This is a genomic window from Rhodococcus sp. NyZ502, from assembly GCF_041464245.1.
Lineage (GTDB): Bacteria > Actinomycetota > Actinomycetes > Mycobacteriales > Mycobacteriaceae > Rhodococcus_F > Rhodococcus_F qingshengii.
Genome location: NZ_CP167155.1, coordinates 2001592 through 2020554, shown reverse-complemented (window position 1 = coordinate 2020554; position 18963 = coordinate 2001592). Strand labels below are relative to the sequence as shown.

At 62.0% G+C, this 18963-nt stretch carries 25 protein-coding genes; 3 read left to right on the top strand and 22 right to left on the bottom strand.

All coding sequences use genetic code 11. From position 1 onward, the window contains the following. Position 1: 1 nt before the first annotated feature. The gene (gene mycP, locus ACBG85_RS09430; protein WP_063316703.1) at positions 2–1414 is read left to right on the top strand and encodes a type VII secretion-associated serine protease mycosin; all 1413 of its coding nucleotides are present in this window, start codon (positions 2–4) and stop codon (positions 1412–1414) included. 14 nt (positions 1415–1428) lie between these two features. Here mycP and eccB read toward each other — a convergent pair whose 3' ends face one another. Continuing rightward, entirely contained in the window at positions 1429–2895 is a 1467-nt protein-coding gene (eccB, locus tag ACBG85_RS09425; RefSeq protein ID WP_082845801.1) for a type VII secretion protein EccB, read from the bottom strand. 97 nt (positions 2896–2992) lie between these two features. Between eccB and eccE the strand changes: the two genes are divergently transcribed. After that, entirely contained in the window at positions 2993–4633 is a 1641-nt protein-coding gene (gene eccE, locus ACBG85_RS09420; protein ID WP_054188119.1) for a type VII secretion protein EccE, read from the top strand. Between the two features lie 16 nt (positions 4634–4649). On the opposite strand, the gene ACBG85_RS09415 is transcribed toward eccE, so the two are convergent. Both ACBG85_RS09415 and ACBG85_RS09410 read right to left on the bottom strand, forming a co-directional pair. Next, the gene (locus tag ACBG85_RS09415; RefSeq protein WP_003940967.1) at positions 4650–5207 is read right to left on the bottom strand and encodes an NADPH-dependent FMN reductase; all 558 of its coding nucleotides are present in this window, start codon (positions 5205–5207) and stop codon (positions 4650–4652) included. Positions 5208–5229: 22 nt separating this feature from the next. Beyond that, on the bottom strand, positions 5230–5808 hold the full coding sequence (locus tag ACBG85_RS09410; RefSeq protein ID WP_003940885.1) for a TetR/AcrR family transcriptional regulator: 579 nt from the start codon (positions 5806–5808) through the stop codon (positions 5230–5232). Positions 5809–5865: 57 nt separating this feature from the next. Here ACBG85_RS09410 and ACBG85_RS09405 point away from each other — a divergent pair, with 57 nt between their 5' ends. Then, positions 5866–7008 carry an acyl-CoA dehydrogenase family protein gene (locus ACBG85_RS09405; RefSeq protein WP_007728582.1) on the top strand — a complete coding sequence of 381 codons (1143 nt, stop codon included), beginning with the start codon at positions 5866–5868 and terminating at the stop codon, positions 7006–7008. Positions 7009–7065: 57 nt separating this feature from the next. Here ACBG85_RS09405 and truA read toward each other — a convergent pair whose 3' ends face one another. The 19 genes from truA to rplE all read right to left on the bottom strand — a co-directional run bounded on the left by truA (position 7066) and on the right by rplE (position 18963). Further along, positions 7066–7950: a tRNA pseudouridine(38-40) synthase TruA gene (gene truA / locus ACBG85_RS09400; RefSeq protein ID WP_217018618.1), complete on the bottom strand. Its 885-nt coding sequence runs from the start codon at positions 7948–7950 to the stop codon at positions 7066–7068. A gap of 6 nt (positions 7951–7956) precedes the next feature. After that, positions 7957–8514: a 50S ribosomal protein L17 gene (gene rplQ, locus ACBG85_RS09395; protein ID WP_007728580.1), complete on the bottom strand. Its 558-nt coding sequence runs from the start codon at positions 8512–8514 to the stop codon at positions 7957–7959. Between the two features lie 29 nt (positions 8515–8543). Then, positions 8544–9605 carry a DNA-directed RNA polymerase subunit alpha gene (locus ACBG85_RS09390; protein WP_003941016.1) on the bottom strand — a complete coding sequence of 354 codons (1062 nt, stop codon included), beginning with the start codon at positions 9603–9605 and terminating at the stop codon, positions 8544–8546. A 120-nt stretch (positions 9606–9725) separates the two neighbouring features. Continuing rightward, entirely contained in the window at positions 9726–10331 is a 606-nt protein-coding gene (rpsD, locus tag ACBG85_RS09385) for a 30S ribosomal protein S4 (protein ID WP_003940769.1), read from the bottom strand. A 22-nt stretch (positions 10332–10353) separates the two neighbouring features. After that, entirely contained in the window at positions 10354–10767 is a 414-nt protein-coding gene (gene rpsK / locus ACBG85_RS09380; RefSeq protein WP_003940683.1) for a 30S ribosomal protein S11, read from the bottom strand. Beyond that, positions 10767–11141: a 30S ribosomal protein S13 gene (rpsM, locus tag ACBG85_RS09375; RefSeq protein WP_003940834.1), complete on the bottom strand. Its 375-nt coding sequence runs from the start codon at positions 11139–11141 to the stop codon at positions 10767–10769. The genes rpsK and rpsM overlap by 1 nt, the downstream gene beginning before the upstream one ends. A 250-nt stretch (positions 11142–11391) precedes the next feature. Further along, positions 11392–11505 carry a 50S ribosomal protein L36 gene (gene rpmJ / locus ACBG85_RS09370; protein ID WP_003938068.1) on the bottom strand — a complete coding sequence of 38 codons (114 nt, stop codon included), beginning with the start codon at positions 11503–11505 and terminating at the stop codon, positions 11392–11394. A gap of 90 nt (positions 11506–11595) precedes the next feature. Beyond that, positions 11596–11817 carry a translation initiation factor IF-1 gene (infA, locus tag ACBG85_RS09365; protein WP_003418601.1) on the bottom strand — a complete coding sequence of 74 codons (222 nt, stop codon included), beginning with the start codon at positions 11815–11817 and terminating at the stop codon, positions 11596–11598. A 313-nt stretch (positions 11818–12130) separates the two neighbouring features. Further along, the gene (gene map, locus ACBG85_RS09360; RefSeq protein ID WP_003940806.1) at positions 12131–12928 is read right to left on the bottom strand and encodes a type I methionyl aminopeptidase; all 798 of its coding nucleotides are present in this window, start codon (positions 12926–12928) and stop codon (positions 12131–12133) included. Further along, positions 12928–13473 (bottom strand): adenylate kinase, encoded by a 546-nt coding sequence (locus ACBG85_RS09355; RefSeq protein ID WP_372027154.1) that lies wholly within the window; start codon positions 13471–13473, stop codon positions 12928–12930. Before ACBG85_RS09355 ends, map begins: the two co-directional genes overlap by 1 nt. Beyond that, on the bottom strand, positions 13470–14789 hold the full coding sequence (gene secY, locus ACBG85_RS09350) for a preprotein translocase subunit SecY (RefSeq protein WP_003940773.1): 1320 nt from the start codon (positions 14787–14789) through the stop codon (positions 13470–13472). The genes ACBG85_RS09355 and secY overlap by 4 nt, the downstream gene beginning before the upstream one ends. A 276-nt stretch (positions 14790–15065) precedes the next feature. Further along, positions 15066–15509, bottom strand: a complete 444-nt coding sequence (gene rplO / locus ACBG85_RS09345) for a 50S ribosomal protein L15 (RefSeq protein ID WP_003940829.1) — start codon at positions 15507–15509, stop codon at positions 15066–15068. Positions 15510–15511: 2 nt separating this feature from the next. Next, a complete protein-coding gene (rpmD, locus tag ACBG85_RS09340) occupies positions 15512–15691 on the bottom strand; it encodes a 50S ribosomal protein L30 (protein WP_372027152.1) in 180 nt (59 codons plus the stop codon). Continuing rightward, positions 15691–16362, bottom strand: a complete 672-nt coding sequence (gene rpsE / locus ACBG85_RS09335; protein WP_003940718.1) for a 30S ribosomal protein S5 — start codon at positions 16360–16362, stop codon at positions 15691–15693. Before rpsE ends, rpmD begins: the two co-directional genes overlap by 1 nt. A gap of 31 nt (positions 16363–16393) precedes the next feature. Beyond that, positions 16394–16801: a 50S ribosomal protein L18 gene (rplR, locus tag ACBG85_RS09330; protein WP_003940996.1), complete on the bottom strand. Its 408-nt coding sequence runs from the start codon at positions 16799–16801 to the stop codon at positions 16394–16396. A gap of 1 nt (position 16802) precedes the next feature. Continuing rightward, entirely contained in the window at positions 16803–17342 is a 540-nt protein-coding gene (gene rplF, locus ACBG85_RS09325) for a 50S ribosomal protein L6 (RefSeq protein ID WP_003940970.1), read from the bottom strand. 14 nt (positions 17343–17356) lie between these two features. Then, positions 17357–17755 (bottom strand): 30S ribosomal protein S8, encoded by a 399-nt coding sequence (gene rpsH / locus ACBG85_RS09320; protein ID WP_003940873.1) that lies wholly within the window; start codon positions 17753–17755, stop codon positions 17357–17359. 451 nt (positions 17756–18206) lie between these two features. Next, the gene (locus ACBG85_RS09315) at positions 18207–18392 is read right to left on the bottom strand and encodes a type Z 30S ribosomal protein S14 (RefSeq protein WP_003940698.1); all 186 of its coding nucleotides are present in this window, start codon (positions 18390–18392) and stop codon (positions 18207–18209) included. Between the two features lie 4 nt (positions 18393–18396). Then, positions 18397–18963: a 50S ribosomal protein L5 gene (rplE, locus tag ACBG85_RS09310; protein WP_003940924.1), complete on the bottom strand. Its 567-nt coding sequence runs from the start codon at positions 18961–18963 to the stop codon at positions 18397–18399.

Genomic DNA, 18963 nt, shown 5'->3' with positions numbered 1-18963 from the left:
GATGGTGATTCGACGTGCAACAAACATCTGCGCCAGTCTCGTGATCGTCGCCTTCAGCGTTCTCGCCGGGGCAGGTGGCGCATCGAGCGCGGTTCCCTCCCCCATCGATCCTGCAATGCTGCCGGAGGACGGTCCGCCCGCACCTCCACAACCCACCGAACAACGAACCCTGTGCGTCCCAGCCGTGGCAGGTGGTGACGATGCGGACATTCCACGTTCTCAACGAGATCTGGGATTCGATTCTGTGTGGCCGATCACCAGAGGGGCCGGACAGCGAATTGCCGTCATCGACACCGGTGTCAGCAGACATCCCCGGCTGCCATCGCTCGACGGCGGCGGTGATTACGTCGGTACCTCCGACGGCACCGACGATTGTGACGCACATGGAACAGTCGTGGCCGGTCTCATCGCCGCCCAGCAAGTCGAGGGTTCCGGATTCTCCGGAGCTGCGCCTGACGCACAGATAATTTCGATCAGGCAGTCCAGTGCCGCCTTCTCGGTGGCCGGCCAACGCGAAGACCCTGCTGCAGCCGAGAACTCATCCGGGTACGGAAACGTCGACACCATGGCATCGGCCGTCCGTCACGCTGCGGACATGGGTGCAAGCGTCATCAACATCTCCGAAGTCGCCTGCAAGCCTGCCGGGGACGGGATCAACGACCAACGACTCGGCGCTGCAATCGAATACGCCACGATCGCGAAGAACGTCGTAGTCGTCGCAGCTGCAGGTAACGTCGGATCCGGAGGTTGCAAGAACCAGAATCCGCCGCCGGATCCCGTCGACCCCTTAGCCGATCCATGGAACTCGGTTGCGACGATTGCCAGTCCGGCTTGGTACGACGACTATGTCCTCACGGTCGGGTCGGTAGACCCCAATGGCGCCGCCAGTTCCTTCAGCCTCGGCGGTCCGTGGGTCGACGTGGCGGCGCCCGGCACCGGAATCACCTCACTTCACCCGACGTCGCCCGGTCTGACCAACGGGGTGTACGGCTCCGACGGCGCCGTACAGTCGTTCAACGGGACCAGTTTCGCTGCGCCCTTTGTCGCGGCAACCGCCGCACTGGTCCGGTCGGTTCACCCGGAACTGACTGCGCCTCAGGTCATGCAACGTATCGAAGCCACCGCCCACGCTCCGGCGCAGGGTTGGAATCCCTACGTCGGTCACGGCGTCATCGATCCACTTGCGGCAGTGACGGGCGAATTGGCCCCAGGAGAACGCGTCAAGGTCAACCATCAGTCGGTGTCGATCGATCCCCTACCCACGCCGCCGACCCCCGACAACCGATCTCGCGACACGGCACTCGTCGGAGCCGGAACGGTCGGCACCCTCGCCCTACTGACGCTGTTGGCATCGATGCCTCTTCGTCGAGTAATTCGTCGGCATCTTCCCGAACGCCAGAACATCGATCCCTGAACCGTCAGCAGTGTTCAGTTCACCGGAGCGGCCGGCGCTGTATCGGGGGCGATTCCGTCGTGAGCTATCAGTGCATTGCTCTTCTCGAGCGCGGGACCTGATGCAAGCAGGTCGAGAATCTGCCAAGGCGCGCGATCAGGCGTTCGCGTCAATCCGAGCGCGCGAGCGGAGGTTTCGTCCGGTACGCCGTACTTCACACCGGTATCGGCTACGTAGAACACTCCGTCGTGCCTGGTGCTGTTCGTCTCGATTCCGGTCGCTTGAACAAATCCGCCGAATCCCTGTTCGACATGGACGTTGTCGAGATTGTCACCCGATCCGTCCGCCTGCGCCAAGGACACCAACTTGCCACCCTCCGGGATCGGAACCTGCAATCCAGCGACAAGTTTCAGCGTTGCAGAACTACTTTCGCCGCCCTCGACTGCAGGTGCGGGAGCCCATTCCAGACAGCCGACAGGTGCGCCGTGATCATCGACGATCTCCGGAACCACCCGCGGCAACAAGTCGACGGCCAGCTCACTCACCGAGGGAATACGACTGATGGCATCAGGGGTGACGCTCGCGATCCCGGTGGCGCCCTGCGAATCCGAAAAGTAGATCAGTTGGGCGAGCGCCGCACCGATCTTCTGGATCCCGTTCTCGAGTACCACGTAGTACTGCGGGTCCGCACCCACCGAAACCTGGACGACGGAGCCGACAGTCTTGTTCTGCAGAGGAAACCGGGGCGCCGATCCCAGTTGGCGGATTCGCGGAGCCTCGATGCGCGGAACTTCGGGAATCGAATTGAGGAATCCGATACTGATCGGCCGCGCCTGTGCTCCTTCCAGGCCCAAAGCCCGCATGATCGCCGGATCGTCCACATCGATTTCCGCTCGCTTCCCGTCGTACACGAGAAAGTGATCGGAACCCGACTTCACCAGGAATGCACGGTCATTCGTCAGATATGTCGTGTTTTCGCCGACATTGGACGAGCCGACCAGGACCGAAGTCGTCAACGATTTTCTCCCGTCGGATCCGACGGAATCGCACACCGTCCACGCGGCGTTGGTAGGGTCGGCCGATTCCGGCAGCGCGGACGGTGCGCCGGGAATGCCGACGAGCGCGCCCCGGGGTTTCGCCTCGACCTCGGATGCCTTGACTATTGCCGGTTTTCCTGGCGAACCCAGAATCAGTCGTGCGGAGGCCAAGTTCAGCACAGGGCGAAACGTACCCTCCATGGCGACGAACATCGCGCCCGATTCCTTTGCAACGACGATCTCTGCATCGCCGATTCTGTCCTGTGGCCGAAACAGAGCGAGTACAGCGCAACCCGCCAATCCCAGTGCAGCGAGGACTATTCCGACGGTGAACGCGCGCGACTGTGATCGCATCGGATCGTGAAGCATCCGCACGTCTCGTCTGACCAGCGCATGTTCCATCCGCCTGACCAAGAATCGGTACCCGTTGACCTGCCAGCGCGTGGTAGGTGTCGCAGCCATCATTCCCCCCGTGCCTTACATCCCCTTGCGAAGACACAGTACAGTTCCGCTGGGGCGGAAATTTTCGGGTAGTTCGCAGGTCAGGTATCGGGGAGGAACCGTGGACCGATCGCGGTTGAAGCATTGGCCGTCGTCACACAGGATTTCGACGCGCGAGTTCGTGCCGGCACAGATTTTCGGAATCGGTGCGGGCGGAATCGCGATGGCCAGTGGGCTCGATTGGTTCTGGGCGCTGGCAATCGGTTGTGTGGTTGCCGGATCAATGCTGCTTCATGTGGGCGGTTGGTCGGTAATGTCCTGGATTGTCAGGTACTTTCGCTATCTGCACCGCAAGGACGTCGACCGCAGCACGATCGTCAGTTTTCACACTCCCTCCGAGCAGTCCATCGGGCTCCGAGTGGACGGATCTTCGCTCGTCGCTGTCGTCGAGATCGCTCCCCCACGCGACTACCTGACCAGGATCGGCCGTCATTCGTTCGACGCTTCCCACCTTCTGCCCACGGCAGCCCTCGCCAATTGTCTCTATCAGCACGACATCTCACTCACCGGCATCGACATCGTCAGTCACGGATACCGCGCCGCGTCGGGAACGCCTGCCACCGAAGTCTACGAACGTCTCATCGGACCACTACCAGCCACCGCCACCAGAAGTGTTTGGCTTGCACTACGTTTCGACGCGCTGGAGGGTGGTGCAGCAGTCGAACGCCGGGGCGGGGGCGAACAGGGCGCCGGCCGCGCGATAGCTGTTGCCGCCAATCGTGTCATCCGGGTGCTCGATTCAGCGGGGTGCAAGGCGCGGATCCTGACCGCACCGGAGATCGCGTCGTCCACTGCCCAGGTGACAAGAGGAGTGGCCGGCCACGAGGTCACCGAAACGTGGCGAAGTACCCCCTTGCCTGGCGTGTCCAACGTCGGATTTGGGATCGAACCCCGTTTCATCACCACTGCGACCCTGACCCGAGTGTGGGCAGTGGCAACGGTCGGGACGTCCGTGACAATTCGGTTACGACCCACCGGACAACGCGGAGAGGCGAAGGTCAGTGCGACATGTCGCTTCACCACGCGCAATCCACCTGAGAACGCACCGCTGGCCGGTTTGGTCTCGCTACGTGGGCGCCAGCGCGACGGATTGCTGACCAACTTGCCAACCGCATTGGCCGCGCTGGACGGCATCACGCCGGGCGTTCGCATGGACGGGGGCACACTCGACTCACTCGCTCTACCCCTTGCCGGGTGCGGCCAACTCATCGGCTCGGACCGAAACGGGCACGGTGTCGCGGCCAGAATTTCGGGGCCGGGCGTCAACACCGTTCTTGTCGCCGGCGAACTCTATCTGGCTCAGCAGTTGATCTTTCGAGCCATCGCGACCGGCGCACTGGTACTCGTCCACACCGATCGACCGCAAGCGTGGACCGCGCTCACCGACTCGATGGGAGTGCCTGACCGACTCCGCGTGTCCGGGCAGGGCGGTGGGCCTGAGGGCGCCTTCAACACTGTCGTGTTCGACGGCGTCGAGGGGTTATCTCCGCGTGCCGGCGTGACCGCAATCTATGTGTACGGACATCCACGCCAATGGCCTCGGGTCGACCCTGAAATCTCGATAGTCCAGCCATTCGCACTCGGTGACAAGATCACGGTCGAAACCGGCCGTACACGCGTCGACCTGACTCTCGTGACCATCGCTTCCGAGACATCGTTCATCGGCCGTCCACGAGCCGGCGACGCTCACCAGATGGCGTGATCGCGTATGTCCAAGATCAGCCGGGATAGGGATCACTTGCACGTTGCATCCGCAATCCGCTTCCCCACCAATCCAATTCACGAATCATCTTCTCGCTTGCATCGATCGCAATCGAATCCACGCCGTACGGCTCGTGTCCGAATTGCTTACGCACCCGGTGAATGGTCACGCTTTGACGCACCGAGACCATGTGCAACTCCGCCACCACTTGCCTCAGTTGCTCGACGGCCCGAACACCACCTGAAATCCCGCCGTAGGACACGAATCCGATCGGCTTGGCACGCCACTCGTGTTTCACCGAATCGAATGCGGTCTTGAGAGCAGCCGGATACCCGTGGTTGTATTCGGAGGTCACGGCGACAACAGCGTCGGCGCGCCCGATTCGCCGGCGGAAAACCTCCGTGGCAGGTGAATCCGAGAAATCCTGGGGCAACGACAGCTCTCTGAGGTCGATCACCGATACGTTCCACGACGGGTTCGCGGTTGCGCGCTCGACAAACCAGTCCGCCACTGCTCGTCCCATTCGCCCCTCGCGGACCGAACCTACGATGACTTCGACGTTCAAAGGTGCCATGAACGTCGATGCTAGCGACTGATCACGCAGTGATCCCGTCCGTGATGAGTGCTGCCAGTTCCCGATAAGCGCTGGCATCGTCCAGACCAGTTGCCCGGTAGACCGCGCGTTGCTGGATCCGAACCATCGTCGCCGCAGCGGCATCGGCGACAAATGATGCGTGTACCTGCCGGAATGCGCCCGAATCGACCCCCTCGACGATGAGCGATCGCACACGATCAGCAGCGATCGACGTGTTCTTCTCGTAGACCTGGCTCGCCGACACCGATTCGGCCAGGTCTTCCATGAACTGACTGGACGCCGCGGACAGCCGATCACCCACTGCTTCGAGATACACCGCGACTCGACGAGTCGGGGCCGTTTCGGCGGCGACTGCACTCTCCACTGCATCGGTCGCCGCCCGGAAGAAGTGCACTGTCACCGCCCGCACCAGATCCTCTTTGCCGGCCGCCACGGTGTACAAGGTGCTCTTGGAGCAGTGCAGACGAGCTGAGATCTCGTCGAGCGTGAGGTGGGCGAAACCCTCGCTCAAGAACAGTTCGACCAATTGATCGAACAACTCTGCCCTGCGCGCAGTCGTCTTGTGAACCAGCCTTGCCATACCTACAACAGTACTGCAGTATCGTTCTCAGTACTATTACCTAGCTAGGAGCCGACCGTGCCCGTCGAACGCCTGATGCCCAGCCAAGAAGCTCGCGATCTCATCGAACTGACGCGTGATGTCGCGGACAAGGTACTCGCGCCCAAGGTCAACGAATACGAGAAGGCCGAGAAGTATCCAGACGGAGTGTTCCCCGCACTCGGACAGGCGGGTCTGCTGAGCCTTCCGTATCCCGAGGAGTTCGGCGGCGGCGATCAGCCGTACGAGGTGTACCTCCAAGTGCTCGAAGAGATCGCCTCACGCTGGGCAGCGGTTGCAGTGGCGGTGAGCGTGCACAGCCTGTCGTGCTTCCCGCTGTTCACCTTCGGCACCGACGAACAGAAGAACCGCTGGCTACCGGACATGCTGGGCGGCAACACCATCGGCGCGTACAGCCTTTCCGAAGCGCAGGCCGGATCCGACGCCGCCGCGTTGTCGTGCAAGGCGACGCCCACCGACGGTGGCTACCGCGTCAACGGTTCGAAAGCCTGGATCACCAACGGCGGCAAGGCGGACTTCTACAACCTCTTCGCACGCACCAGTGACGACGGTTCACGCGGCGTCTCCTGCCTCCTGGTGGACAAGGACACCGAAGGCCTCAGCTTCGGAAAACCCGAAGAGAAGATGGGGCTACGCGCGGTCCCCACTGCCTCCGCGAACTACGACGACGCCTTCATTCCTGAGGAGCGATTGATCGGTCAGCGCGGCCAGGGGCTGCCGATTGCCTTCAGCGCTCTCGACTCCGGCCGACTCGGAATCGCTGCCGTTGCCGTCGGAATCGCTCAAGGCGCGCTCGACGACGCGGTCGCTTACGCGAAGGAGCGCAAGGCATTCGGCAAGCGGATCATCGATCACCAGGGACTCGGTTTCGTGCTCGCGGACATGGCTGCCGCAGTCGACTCCGCGCGAGCCACCTACCTCGATGCAGCCCGCCGCCGCGACGCCGGAGTTCCGTATTCACGCAACGCGAGCGTCGCCAAGCTCGTGGCCACCGACGCGGCAATGAAGGTCACCACCGACGCCGTTCAGGTATTCGGCGGGTACGGATACACCCAGGACTTCCCCGTCGAGCGCTACATGCGCGAGGCCAAGATCACGCAGATCTTCGAGGGCACCAACCAGATTCAGCGATTGGTCATCGCGCGCCAACTGGCGGGATAGCCCCCCGATACGAATGCCCTCCCACACAGAGTGGGAGGGCATTTTGCATGGTGAAGTTCAGTCGCCGCAGCATCCACCCGAAGACGGAATCTCGCGGGTCTCACGGGTAATCGCGTTGCGGGCAGCCAGTTCCGAGTAGTCGGGGTAGTCCACGCGGACCAACGAAAGTCCGTGCGCCGGCGCAACGAGGATGGAACTGGACCGCGAAGTTTCGTCGAGCAAACCTGCCACCCAGTCGGCGGTGCGCCGTCCCTCACCGACGGAGAGGACTGCGCCGACAAGACTGCGAACCATCGACCAGCAGAACGCATCGGCATTCACGTACGCCGTGAACACCGTGCCCTCTTGGCTCCAGTCGAAACGCTGCAGCTCCCGCACCGTCGTGGCGCCTTCTCGACGCTTGCAGAATGCCGCGAAGTTGTGCAGACCCAGCAGCCGATTCGACGCTTCCTGCATCGCTCCGAGATCGAGTGGTTTGGGATACGAGACGGTGTCGCGTGCGCGTAGTGGCTCCACTCCGAACGCCGCGTTGGTCACCCGGTACTCGTAATAACGTCGCATCGCGGAGAAGCGCGCATCGAAGTCACCCGGAACCACCGATATCTGTTTGACCCGAACGTCCTTGGGCAGAAATCGTGCAAGTCTGCGCACGAGTCGCGACGGATCGTCCGGGAGCAACTCTCCCGGAACGTCGACGTGCGCTACCTGACCGGTGGCGTGGACACCGGCGTCGGTTCGACCGGCAACGGTCAACTGAACCGGGTGTCGAAGCACCGTTCCCAACTTGTCTTCGATCTCACCGCACACGGTGCGCAGATCGGTCTGGCGGGCCCAACCCGAGAAGTCGGTGCCGTCGTAGGAGATGTCGAGCCGCAATCGAACGAGCCCGCCGTCCCCGATGGGGGCGGCGGGCTCGTTCGATTCAGCGTGTGCCGAAACCAAGGGAGACTAGTCCTTCTTGGCCTCTTCGGCCTCGGGAGCGTCGGCCGCAGTTGCGGTCTCGTCCTCGATGGCCTCGACGACTGCGTCAGCGTTCTCGACCTCAGCGTCGGTCGCGTCGGCCTCTACGGCCTCGACGACGTTCTCTGCGGCGGGAGCTTCCTGCGAGGACTTGACGCGACGAGCGCGGTCAGCCTCGGAGGTGACGGTCTTTTCCTTGACGAGCTCGATGATTGCCATCGGAGCGTTATCACCCTTGCGGGGGATCGTCTTGATGATGCGGGTGTATCCACCGTTACGGTCCGCGTAGAACGGGCCGATCTCGGCGAACAGGGTGTGAACGACATCCTTGTTGCGGATGACCTTCAGCACCTCACGACGGTGAGCCAGCGTGCCGGCCTTCGCGTGCGTGACGAGCTTCTCGGCGTAGGGGCGCAGTGCCTTGGCCTTGGACTCGGTGGTGGTGATGCGACCGTGCTCGAAGAGCGCGGTAGCCAGATTGGCGAAAATCGCCTTCTGGTGGGAAGCCGACCCGCCGAAGCGGGCACCCTTCTTGGGCTTGGGCATGATGATCTCCTAGTAAAGGACCTGAGCTGCTACAGCTGTTCGGTCTCGGCGTAGTCCTCGGTACCTTCGGCATCGCCGAAGGAACCGGCATCAGTGTCACTCCACGTTCCGGTGGCGGCGTCGTAGCCGGCAACGGTGGTGGGATCGAAGGATGCGGGGCTGTCCTTGAGGGACAGGCCGAGCGAATGCAGCTTGACCTTGACCTCGTCGATGGACTTCTGTCCGAAGTTGCGGATGTCGAGCAGATCGGACTCGGTACGGCCGACAAGCTCACCGACGGTGTGAACACCTTCGCGCTTGAGGCAGTTGTAGGAGCGGACCGTGAGGTCCAGATCCTCGATGGGGAGTCCGAAGGAAGCGATGTGATCGGCCTCGGCAGGCGAGGGTCCGATCTCGATTCCTTCTGCTTCGACGTTCAGCTCACGGGCCAGGCCGAAGAGCTCAACCAGGGTCTTGCCCGCCGAAGCGAGCGCGTCCCGTGCGGTGATGGAGTTCTTCGTTTCCACGTCGAGAACGAGCCGATCGAAGTCGGTGCGCTGTTCGACGCGAGTGGCCTCCACCTTGTAGGTGACCTTGAGCACCGGCGAGTAGATCGAGTCGACCGGGATACGGCCGATCTCTGCGCCGGACGCCTTGTTCTGAACGGCGGGGACATAGCCGCGACCGCGCTCGACTACGAGCTCGATCTCCAGCTTTCCCTTGTCGTTCAGGGTGGCGATGTGCAGATCAGGGTTGTTCACGGTGACGCCTGCCGGGGGCACGATGTCGCCTGCAGTAACAGCGCCGGGGCCCTGCTTGCGGACGTACATGGTGACCGGCTCGTCCTCTTCGGAGTTCACGACGAGGCCCTTGAGGTTCAGGATGATGTCGGTGACATCTTCCTTCACGCCCGGGACGGTGGTGAACTCATGGAGGACGCCGTCGATACGGATGCTGGTGACAGCAGCGCCGGGGATCGACGAGAGCAGCGTGCGGCGCAGCGAATTGCCGAGCGTGTACCCGAAACCTGGCTCCAGGGGCTCGATGACGAACTTCGAGCGGTTATCAGCGATGACCTCTTCGGTCAGCGTGGGTCGCTGAGAAATGAGCATTGGTATTTCCTCCTGTACGGACGTCCACTATTTGACGCCCACGATGGGAAAGGGCCTGCGGCCCTGTGAGTGGTTGAGGAGTCCGGAGACTCCTCAACCACTCACGGGGTGCGAAGCGCCTTACTTCGAGTAGTACTCGACGATGAGCTGTTCCTGCAGAGCGATGTCGATCTGCGCGCGCTCGGGAAGCTGGTGAACCAGGATCCGCAGACGCGAGCCGACAACCTGCAGCCACCCGGGAACCGGGCGATCGCCAACGGTCTCACGCGCAACCTGGAACGGAAGCGTGGAGAGCGACTTCTCCTTGACATCGATGATGTCGTACTGCGAGACGCGGTAGCTCGGGATGTCGACCTTCTTGTTGTTCACGAGAAGGTGACCGTGCGTGACCAGCTGACGTGCCTGACGGCGCGTGCGAGCGAGGCCTGCGCGGTACACGACGTTGTCGAGACGCGACTCGAGGATGCGAAGCAGGTTCTCGCCGGTCTTGCCGGGGCGGTTGTTCGCCTCCTTGTAGTACAGGCGGAACTGCTTCTCCATGACGCCGTAGGTGAAGCGAGCCTTCTGCTTCTCCTGCAGCTGGAGCAGGTACTCGCTCTCCTTGATACGCGCGCGGCCGTGCTGTCCGGGCGGGTACGGGCGACGCTCGAATGCCTGGTCGCCTCCAACGAGGTCGACGCGCAGACGACGCGACTTGCGGGTGATGGGTCCGGTATAACGTGCCATTTTCTTCTACCTATCCTTCCCGCTATACCCGACGCCGCTTGGGCGGACGGCAGCCGTTGTGCGGCTGGGGGGTTACATCGGAAATGGTGCCGACCTCGAGGCCAGCGGCCTGGAGGGAACGGATTGCGGTCTCGCGACCGGATCCCGGTCCCTTGACGAAGACGTCAACCTTCTTGACACCGTGCTCCTGCGCCTTACGGGCAGCGCTCTCAGCAGCAAGCTGAGCGGCGAAGGGAGTCGACTTACGCGAACCCTTGAAGCCGACGTGTCCCGAAGACGCCCAGGAAATGACATTTCCGGCGGGGTCCGTGATGGACACGATGGTGTTGTTGAAGGTGCTCTTGATGTGAGCGGCGCCGTGCGGGATGTTCTTCTTATCCCTGCGACGCGTCTTCTGGGTCTTCTTCGGACCGGTGCTACGTGACTTCGGGGGCATTACTTCGCCTTCTTCTTGCCGGCAATGGTGCGCTTCGGACCCTTACGGGTACGGGCGTTGGTCTTGGTGCGCTGACCACGCACGGGCAGACCACGACGGTGGCGCAGGCCCTGGTAGCAGCCGATCTCGATCTTGCGACGGATGTCGGCCTGAACCTCGCGGCGAAGGTCACCCTCGACCTTGAGCGACTCCTCGATGTACTCGCGGAGCTTTGCCAGGTCCTCGTCCGAGAGGTCCTTGCTCCGGAGATCCGGGCTGACGCCGGTGGCGTCAAGGATTTCCTTGGAGCGGGTACGGCCGATGCCGTAGATGTATGTCAGTGCGATCTCCATGCGCTTTTCGCGAGGAAGATCAACACCAGAGAGACGTGCCATGGTGGCATTTCCTTATCGGTGTGCGGAGGTCTGCTCCCAGCCCTTCCCCTGTGCCTCTTGCCGAGTACCGACGCCCGAAGGCGCAGATGATCTCATCAACTAACTCAGTGGGGCCCCGGCCTCCGTGCCGGGGGTGAACCATTGTCCGACCTTGGCGATCGGTGAACGATCGCGTGGGGTCTCGTCAACAATGGCTGGTACTGGGAGGTCTTCTTTGCTTGTTGCCAAGCAGATCTTCGAAAAGCTAGATCTAGCCCTGACGCTGCTTGTGACGCAGGTTCTCGCAGATCACCATGACTCGACCGTTACGGCGAATCACTTTGCACTTCTCGCAGATCTTCTTGACGCTCGGCTGAACCTTCACGTCTTCTGATCTCCTGTTTTGTCGCAGCCCGCCGCGATGAACCGCAGCAGACATACTTCTCCCTGACCCAGGTCAGGTCCGGGAAGTTCGTTACTTGTAGCGGTAAACGATGCGTCCGCGCGACAAATCGTAGGGCGAGAGCTCTACGACAACGCGATCTTCCGGGAGGATGCGAATGTAGTGCTGACGCATCTTTCCGCTGATGTGGGCGAGGACCTTGTGGCCATTCTCGAGCTCAATGCGGAACATCGCATTGGGCAGCGGCTCGACTACTCGTCCTTCGACCTCGATGGCCCCGTCTTTCTTAGCCATATCCTCCGCGATCCGTTTGGTTTGGCATGCTTCGTGCATCGGCTTCCGTTACATTGGCACGCAATGGAAAGATCGTCGGCAGTTCGAAAGCCCGATCCCGGAGCGATCCGGGCGTAGGCACAAGAACTATCGACGCGCATAGCGCACCGCCTAGCCATGTTACGCGATGTAAACGACCAGGCCAAATGCGCCTCCGGTCAGGGTGACGACGCACACCGCTCCCCCATCGAAAAAGTCCCAGCCTCGAAATGAGGCTGGGACTTCTCGAACATGAATCATGCTCGCTGCCAACACTTGTCAGCGACTGTGTCGACTACTCCGGCCGGAGTGTCAGAATCCGCGGACCGTCTTCGGTCACTGCGACAGTGTGTTCCCAGTGCGCCGCACGGGACCCGTCGGTCGTCACAACGGTCCAGTCGTCGTCGAGAATCACCGTGTCGGTGGTGCCGAGCGTGAGCATCGGCTCAATCGCCAGGCACGATCCGACAACCAGTTCAGGACCCTTACCCGGGGCACCTTCATTGGCGAGGAACGGATCCATGTGCATTTCCCGGCCGATTCCGTGTCCGCCGTATCCGTCGACGATGCCGTAGGAACGACCGTGCAACTTCTCGGCGGCATGAGTACCGACCTCGATCGCGTGCGAAACATCCGTCAGACGGTTGCCGGCGATCATTGCCGCGATCCCGGCTTCCATGGAAAGCCGAGTGGCTTCGCTGAGCTCCTGATCGGCGACGCTGATCTCACCGACACCGAACGTCCAAGCGGAGTCACCGTGCCAACCGTCGAGGATCGCGCCACAGTCGATGGAAACCAGGTCGCCTTCAGCCAGGATGTCCTGAGCAGAAGGGATTCCGTGAACGACGCGATCGTTGACCGAAGAGCAGATCGAGCCGGTGAAGCCGTGGTACCCGAGGAACGAGGGCACGGCGCCGGCGTCACGAATGACGGATTCAGCGACCGCGTTCAATTCCAAAGTGCTGACACCGGGCTTCGCCGCAGCGCGAACCGCCACCAGAGCCGAACCCACGATCGCGCCGGCAGCAGCCATCGCGTCGAGTTCGCCCGCGGAGCGGAACGGAACAACCTTGCGTTTGCGCCCGAAGACCATTACTTACCCAACGCTGCCAGTGCGCGAGCGTTGACCTCTTCGACCTCGCCGATCGCGTCGACGGAGACGATGCTGTCCCTGTAGTAATCGAACAGCGGTGACGTCTCGTCGCGGTAGACCCGGAGTCGGTTGCGAATGACGTCCTCGGTGTCGTCGGCACGACCGCGGGCGAGCATACGCTCGACCACGATGTCCTCGTCGACGACGAAGGAGAGGACACCGTCGAGCTTGGTGTCGAGATCCTTCAAGATTCCCTCGAGTGCCTGAGCCTGTTCGACCGAGCGCGGAAACCCGTCGAGAAGGAAACCGTTTGCTGCGTCCGGTTCTGCGACGCGAGCCTTCACCATGTCGTTGGTGATCGAGCTCGGTACGAGTTCGCCGGCGTCGATGTACTTCTTTGCTTCCACACCGAGAGCGGTGGCCTGACCGATGTTCGCGCGGAAGAGATCACCCGTGGAGATATGGGGAACGCCGAACTTCTCGGACAAGATAGCGGCCTGGGTGCCCTTGCCGGCACCGGGAGGACCAAGGAGGACAAGTCTCACTTGAGGAACCCTTCATAGTTACGCTGCATTAGCTGACTCTCGATCTGCTTCACGGTGTCCAGGCCGACGCTGACCATGATCAGCACCGCGGTGCCACCGAACGGCAGGTTCTGCGCGCCGCCGCCATTCCCGATGTCGAGGAACAGGTTGGGCAGAACAGCAATGGTGCCGAGGTAAATCGCACCCGGAAGGGTGATGCGACTCAGCACGTAGTTGAGGTAGTCCGCGGTCGGCTGACCGGGTCGGATACCGGGGATGAAGCCGCCGAACTTCTTCATCTCGTCGGCGCGCTCTTCGGGATTGAAGGTGATGGCGACGTAGAAGTACGTGAAGAAGACGATCAGGCCGAAGTAGATCGCGATGTACACCGGGTTGGCCGGGTTCACCAGGTAGGTGTTGATGAGGCGCTGCCACCAACTGGGGTCGACCGCTGTACTGGCCGAAGTCAGCTGTGCAATCAAGTTCGGGAGGTACAGCAGTGAAGACGCGAAGATCACCGGGATGACGCCGGCCTGGTTCACCTTCAGAGGCAGGTACGTCGAGGATCCGCCGTACATCTTGCGTCCGACCATCCGCTTCGCGTACTGCACCGGGATACGACGCTGACCCTGCTCGACGAAGACGACACCGGCGATGATCAGCAGCGCTGCGAGGCAGACGAAGGCGAAGACCAACGGACCACGGCTGTCGAGGATTGCCTTGCCCTCGCTCGGGATACGCGATGCGATACCGGCGAAGATGAGGAGGGACATACCGTTGCCGACGCCACGTTCGGTGATGACCTCGCCGAACCACATGACCATGGCAGCACCGGCAGTCATGACCAGCACGATGATGACAAGACCGAAGATCGACTTGTCGGCGATGATGTCGTCACAGCCCTGGAGCAACTGTCCGCGTGCCGCAAGAGCGACGATGCCGGTCGACTGCAGGATTGCCAGAGCAATGGACAGGTAACGCGTGTACTGCGTCATCTTGGCCTGGCCGGACTGGCCTTCTTTCCGAAGTTCCTCGAACTTCGGAATCACCACGGTCAGGAGCTGCACGATGATGCTCGCCGTGATGTACGGCATGATGCCGATCGCAAAGATCGACATCTGCAGCAGAGCGCCGCCGGAGAACAGGTTGATCAGCGAGTAGATACCTGCTGAGTCACCGGAGTTGGCGATATCGATGCACTGACGCACACGGCCGTAGTCGACACCTGGGGACGGGATGAGAGCGCCGACCCGATACAGAGCCACCAAGCCGAGGGTGAAGAGGATCTTCCGCCTCAGGTCTGGGGTCCTGAGGGCCGAGACGAAGGCGGAAAGCAAAGATCCTCCTGGCACGACGGTAGGGAGACAGATCGTTTTGACCTGTCGAACTTTTGAACTCTAACAGTGAGCATTTGGGAACTAGGCGGGCAGACCACGAAAACCGGGTAAGCCGAAGATACATTTGCCACTCGGTGACCAGAATACTGGCCCGTCCGAGCACGCACGACCAATCTGTGACACGACCTCGTACCTGTGACACGACCTCGTAGACGCCGATGGCCGCACCGCAGCAAACGCTGCGCTGCGGCCATCGGACTAGCTACGCGTGATCACTCACAGCTCGGTGGCGGAACCACCGGCAGCAGCAATCTTTTCCTTGGCGGAACCGGTGAACTTGTCGACGGTCACCTGAACGGCAACTGTCAGTTCGCCGTCGCCCAGAACCTTGACGAGCTGGTTCTTGCGGACTGCGCCCTTGGCGACGAGATCCTCGACCGTGATTGCTCCACCTTCGGGGAACAGACGGGCGATGTCGCCGACATTGACGACCTGGTACTCGACGCGGAACGGGTTCGTGAAGCCCTTGAGCTTGGGCAGACGCATGTGAAGCGGCATCTGTCCACCCTCGAAGCCCACGCGCACGGTGTTACGTGCCTTGGTGCCCTTGGTACCGCGACCTGCGGTCTTACCACGCTTGCCGCCCTCACCGCGTCCAACACGAATCTTGTTGGACTTGGATCCCGGAGCGGGGCGCAGGTGGTGCAGTTTGATGGTCATGGTTAGACCTCCTCAACTGTTACGAGGTGGCGCACCACGTTGATCAGACCGCGGTTCTGTGCGTTGTCCTCACGAACAACGGTCTGACGGATGCCCTTGAGACCCAGCGTGCGCAGAGAATCCTTCTGGTTCTGCTTGGTCCCGATGATGCTCTTGATCTGAGTGATCTTGAGATCTGCCATTACTTCACACTCCCAGCAGCCTGTGCGCGAGCGCGAAGCATGCCGGCGGGTGCAACCTCTTCGAGGGTGAGGCCGCGGCGAGCCGCAACTTCCTCGGGACGCTGCAGACCCTTGAGCGCAGCAACGGTCGCATGCACGACGTTGATGGCGTTGTCGCTACCGAGCGACTTCGACAGGATGTCCGCGATACCAGCGCACTCCAGCACGGCGCGCACAGCGCCACCGGCGATAACACCGGTACCGGGGCTTGCCGGGCGAAGCATGACGATGCCGGCAGCAGCCTCACCCTGAACGGGGTGAGTGATGGTGTTGGCGATCATCGGGACGCGGAAGAAGCTCTTGCGAGCCTCCTCGACACCCTTCTGGATGGCCGCGGGAACTTCCTTGGCCTTTCCGTAGCCGACGCCGACCAGTCCGTTGCCGTCTCCGACGATCACCAGAGCGGTGAAGCTGAAGCGACGACCACCCTTGACGACCTTGGAAACGCGGTTGATCGTGACAACGCGCTCGATGAACTGTGACTTCTCCGCAGCGTTTCCGCCACGGCCACCGTCGCGACGGTCACGGCCGCCACCACGGTTGTCCCCACGAGCGTTGCTGTTGTCACCGCTGTTGGGGCCATTCTGTCCGGCGGGTCCGCTTCCGCCGTCACGCCTTTGACGTCCCGGCATCAGGCTGTCCTTCCGTTGAAAATGTTGGTCATCAGAACTTCAACCCGCCTTCGCGAGCCGCGTCTGCCAGGGCCGCGATGCGACCGTGGTAGCCGTGTCCGCCGTGGTCGAAGACAACTGCTTCCACGCCGGCAGCCTTGGCGCGCTCGGCGATCAGCTGACCGACCTTCGCGCTCGCAGCCTTCTTGTCGCCTTCTGCCACGCGCACGTCTGCTTCGATGGTCGACGCGGAGGCCAGGGTGTGGCCGGCCAGGTCGTCCACGAGCTGGACGTGGATGTGGCGCGAGGACCGGTTGACGACCAAGCGGGGACGCTCGGGCGTGCCGGAGACCTTCTTGCGGAGACGGAAGTGACGACGCGTCTTCGAGAGACGACGCTTGGTGGACGCATCCTTGCCCAGCGGAATCCGCTTGGCTTTCTGGTTTGCAGTCTGGCTCATATCACTTACCCGTCTTTCCGACCTTGCGGCGGATCTGCTCACCCTCGTAACGCACGCCCTTACCCTTGTACGGGTCCGGACGACGGAGACGACGGATGTTGGCCGAGATCTGCCCGACCTTCTGCTTGTCGATGCCGGACACCGAGAACCGGGTGGGCGACTCGACGACGAAGGTGATGCCTTCAGGAGCCTCGATCGGCACCGGGTGGCTGAAGCCGAGCGCGAACTCGAGGTCCTTGCCCTTCAGTGCCACACGGTAACCAACACCGTGGATCTCCATCTTCTTCGTGTAACCCTCGGTGACACCGGTGATGATGTTCGCAACCAGGGTCCGCGACAGACCGTGCAGCGCGCGGCTACGACGCTCGTCGTCGGGGCGCGTGACGCTCAGCGAGCCGTCCTCTGCCTTTTCGATTGCGATGGGCTCGGAGATGGTCAGCGCGAGGGTGCCCTTGGGACCCTTGACGGTGACATCCTGGCCGCTGATCGTGACGTCAACGCCCGCGGGGACGGTGACCGGAATCTTTCCAATACGCGACATTGTGGTGGCCTCCCTTACCAGACGTAGGCGAGGACTTCCCCGCCTACTCCTTGATTGGCCGCCTGGCGATCGGTGAGCAGACCGGACGACGTGGAGATGATGGCCACGCCGAGGCCTCCGAGGACCTTGGGCAGGTTGGTGGACTTCGCGTAAACCCGGAGACCGGGCTTGGAAACGCGACGCACGCCGGCGAGGCTACGCTCGCGGCTGGGACCGTACTTCAGATCGACGATGAGGGTCTTGCCGACCTCTGCGTCTTCGGTACGGAAATCGGAGATGTAGCCCTCGCGCTTGAGGATCTCGGCGATGTTCGCCTTGATCTTCGAGTGGGGAAGCTTCACCTCATCGTGGTACGCCGTGTTGGCGTTGCGCAGACGCGTCAAGAAGTCTGCGATGGGGTCAGTCATGGTCATAGGTCGACCTCGACACCTTTCTCGCTGTGGTTCCCATGCAACACCGGACGAATCCGATCGTGGGCCTCCAGCAATTCGGCTGGGCCGTCCGACTTGTGTCAGACGGCGTAAGTTACCGCACCGAGCTGAACGCATGCGTCAGCCACGGCAACCGCTCTAGTGTAGGGAACTTTGGCGCAGGTGTCCACCGGGATCCCATGTCGCCTCCCCCACTGCCGCCCGAAGGATGCGATCGGGAAGCTATCGACGCACCCCGAAATCTGAACTGCTCGTTCGGCACCGAAGAACGACACCGACGAACGATGATCGCTTTCAACCAGAGTCGCAGCGGGGCAGTTCTTTTCAGGATCGGCACGATTCACATCTCGATGAAAACCACGAATGGGCGTGGGTTCCAAAGGAACCCACGCCCATTCACATGCGTGGTGTGACGAAGCCCGAGGGCCTCAGATCACCAAGAGCTCTTGCGAACTCCGGGAAGCTCGCCGGCGTGAGCCATCTCGCGAACGCAGATACGGCACAAGCCGAACTTGCGGAACACCGAGTGCGGGCGACCGCACCGCTGGCAGCGGGTGTAGGCGCGAACCGCGAACTTGGGCTTCTTGTTGGCCTTGTTGACCAATGCCTTCTTAGCCATGCGCTCAGTTCTCCTTGAACGGGAAGCCGAGGTGCTTGAGCAGTGCACGGCCTTCTTCGTTGTTGGTTGCGGTGGTCACGACGGTGATGTCCATGCCGCGGGGGCGATCGATCTTGTCCACGTCGATCTCGTGGAACATCGACTGCTCGTTGAGGCCGAACGTGTAGTTGCCGTTGCCGTCGAACTGGTTGCCCGAGAGACCGCGGAAGTCGCGGATACGGGGCAGAGCGACAGACACGAGGCGGTCCAGGAACTCCCACATGCGGTCACCACGGAGGGTGACGCGTGCACCGATGGGCATACCTTCGCGGAGCTTGAACTGCGCGATGGACTTACGTGCCTTGCGGATCTCGGGCTTCTGGCCCGTGATCAGCGACAGGTCATGGACAGCGCCGTTGATCAGCTTGGCGTCACGGGCGGCGTCGCCGACGCCCATGTTGACGACAACCTTGACGACGCCGGGGATCTGCATGACGTTCGAGTAGTCGAACTCGCTGTTGAGCGCGTCCTTGATCTCAGCGCGGTAGCGTGCCTTGAGGCGCGGCTGGACCTTGTTTTCGGTGGAGGTCAT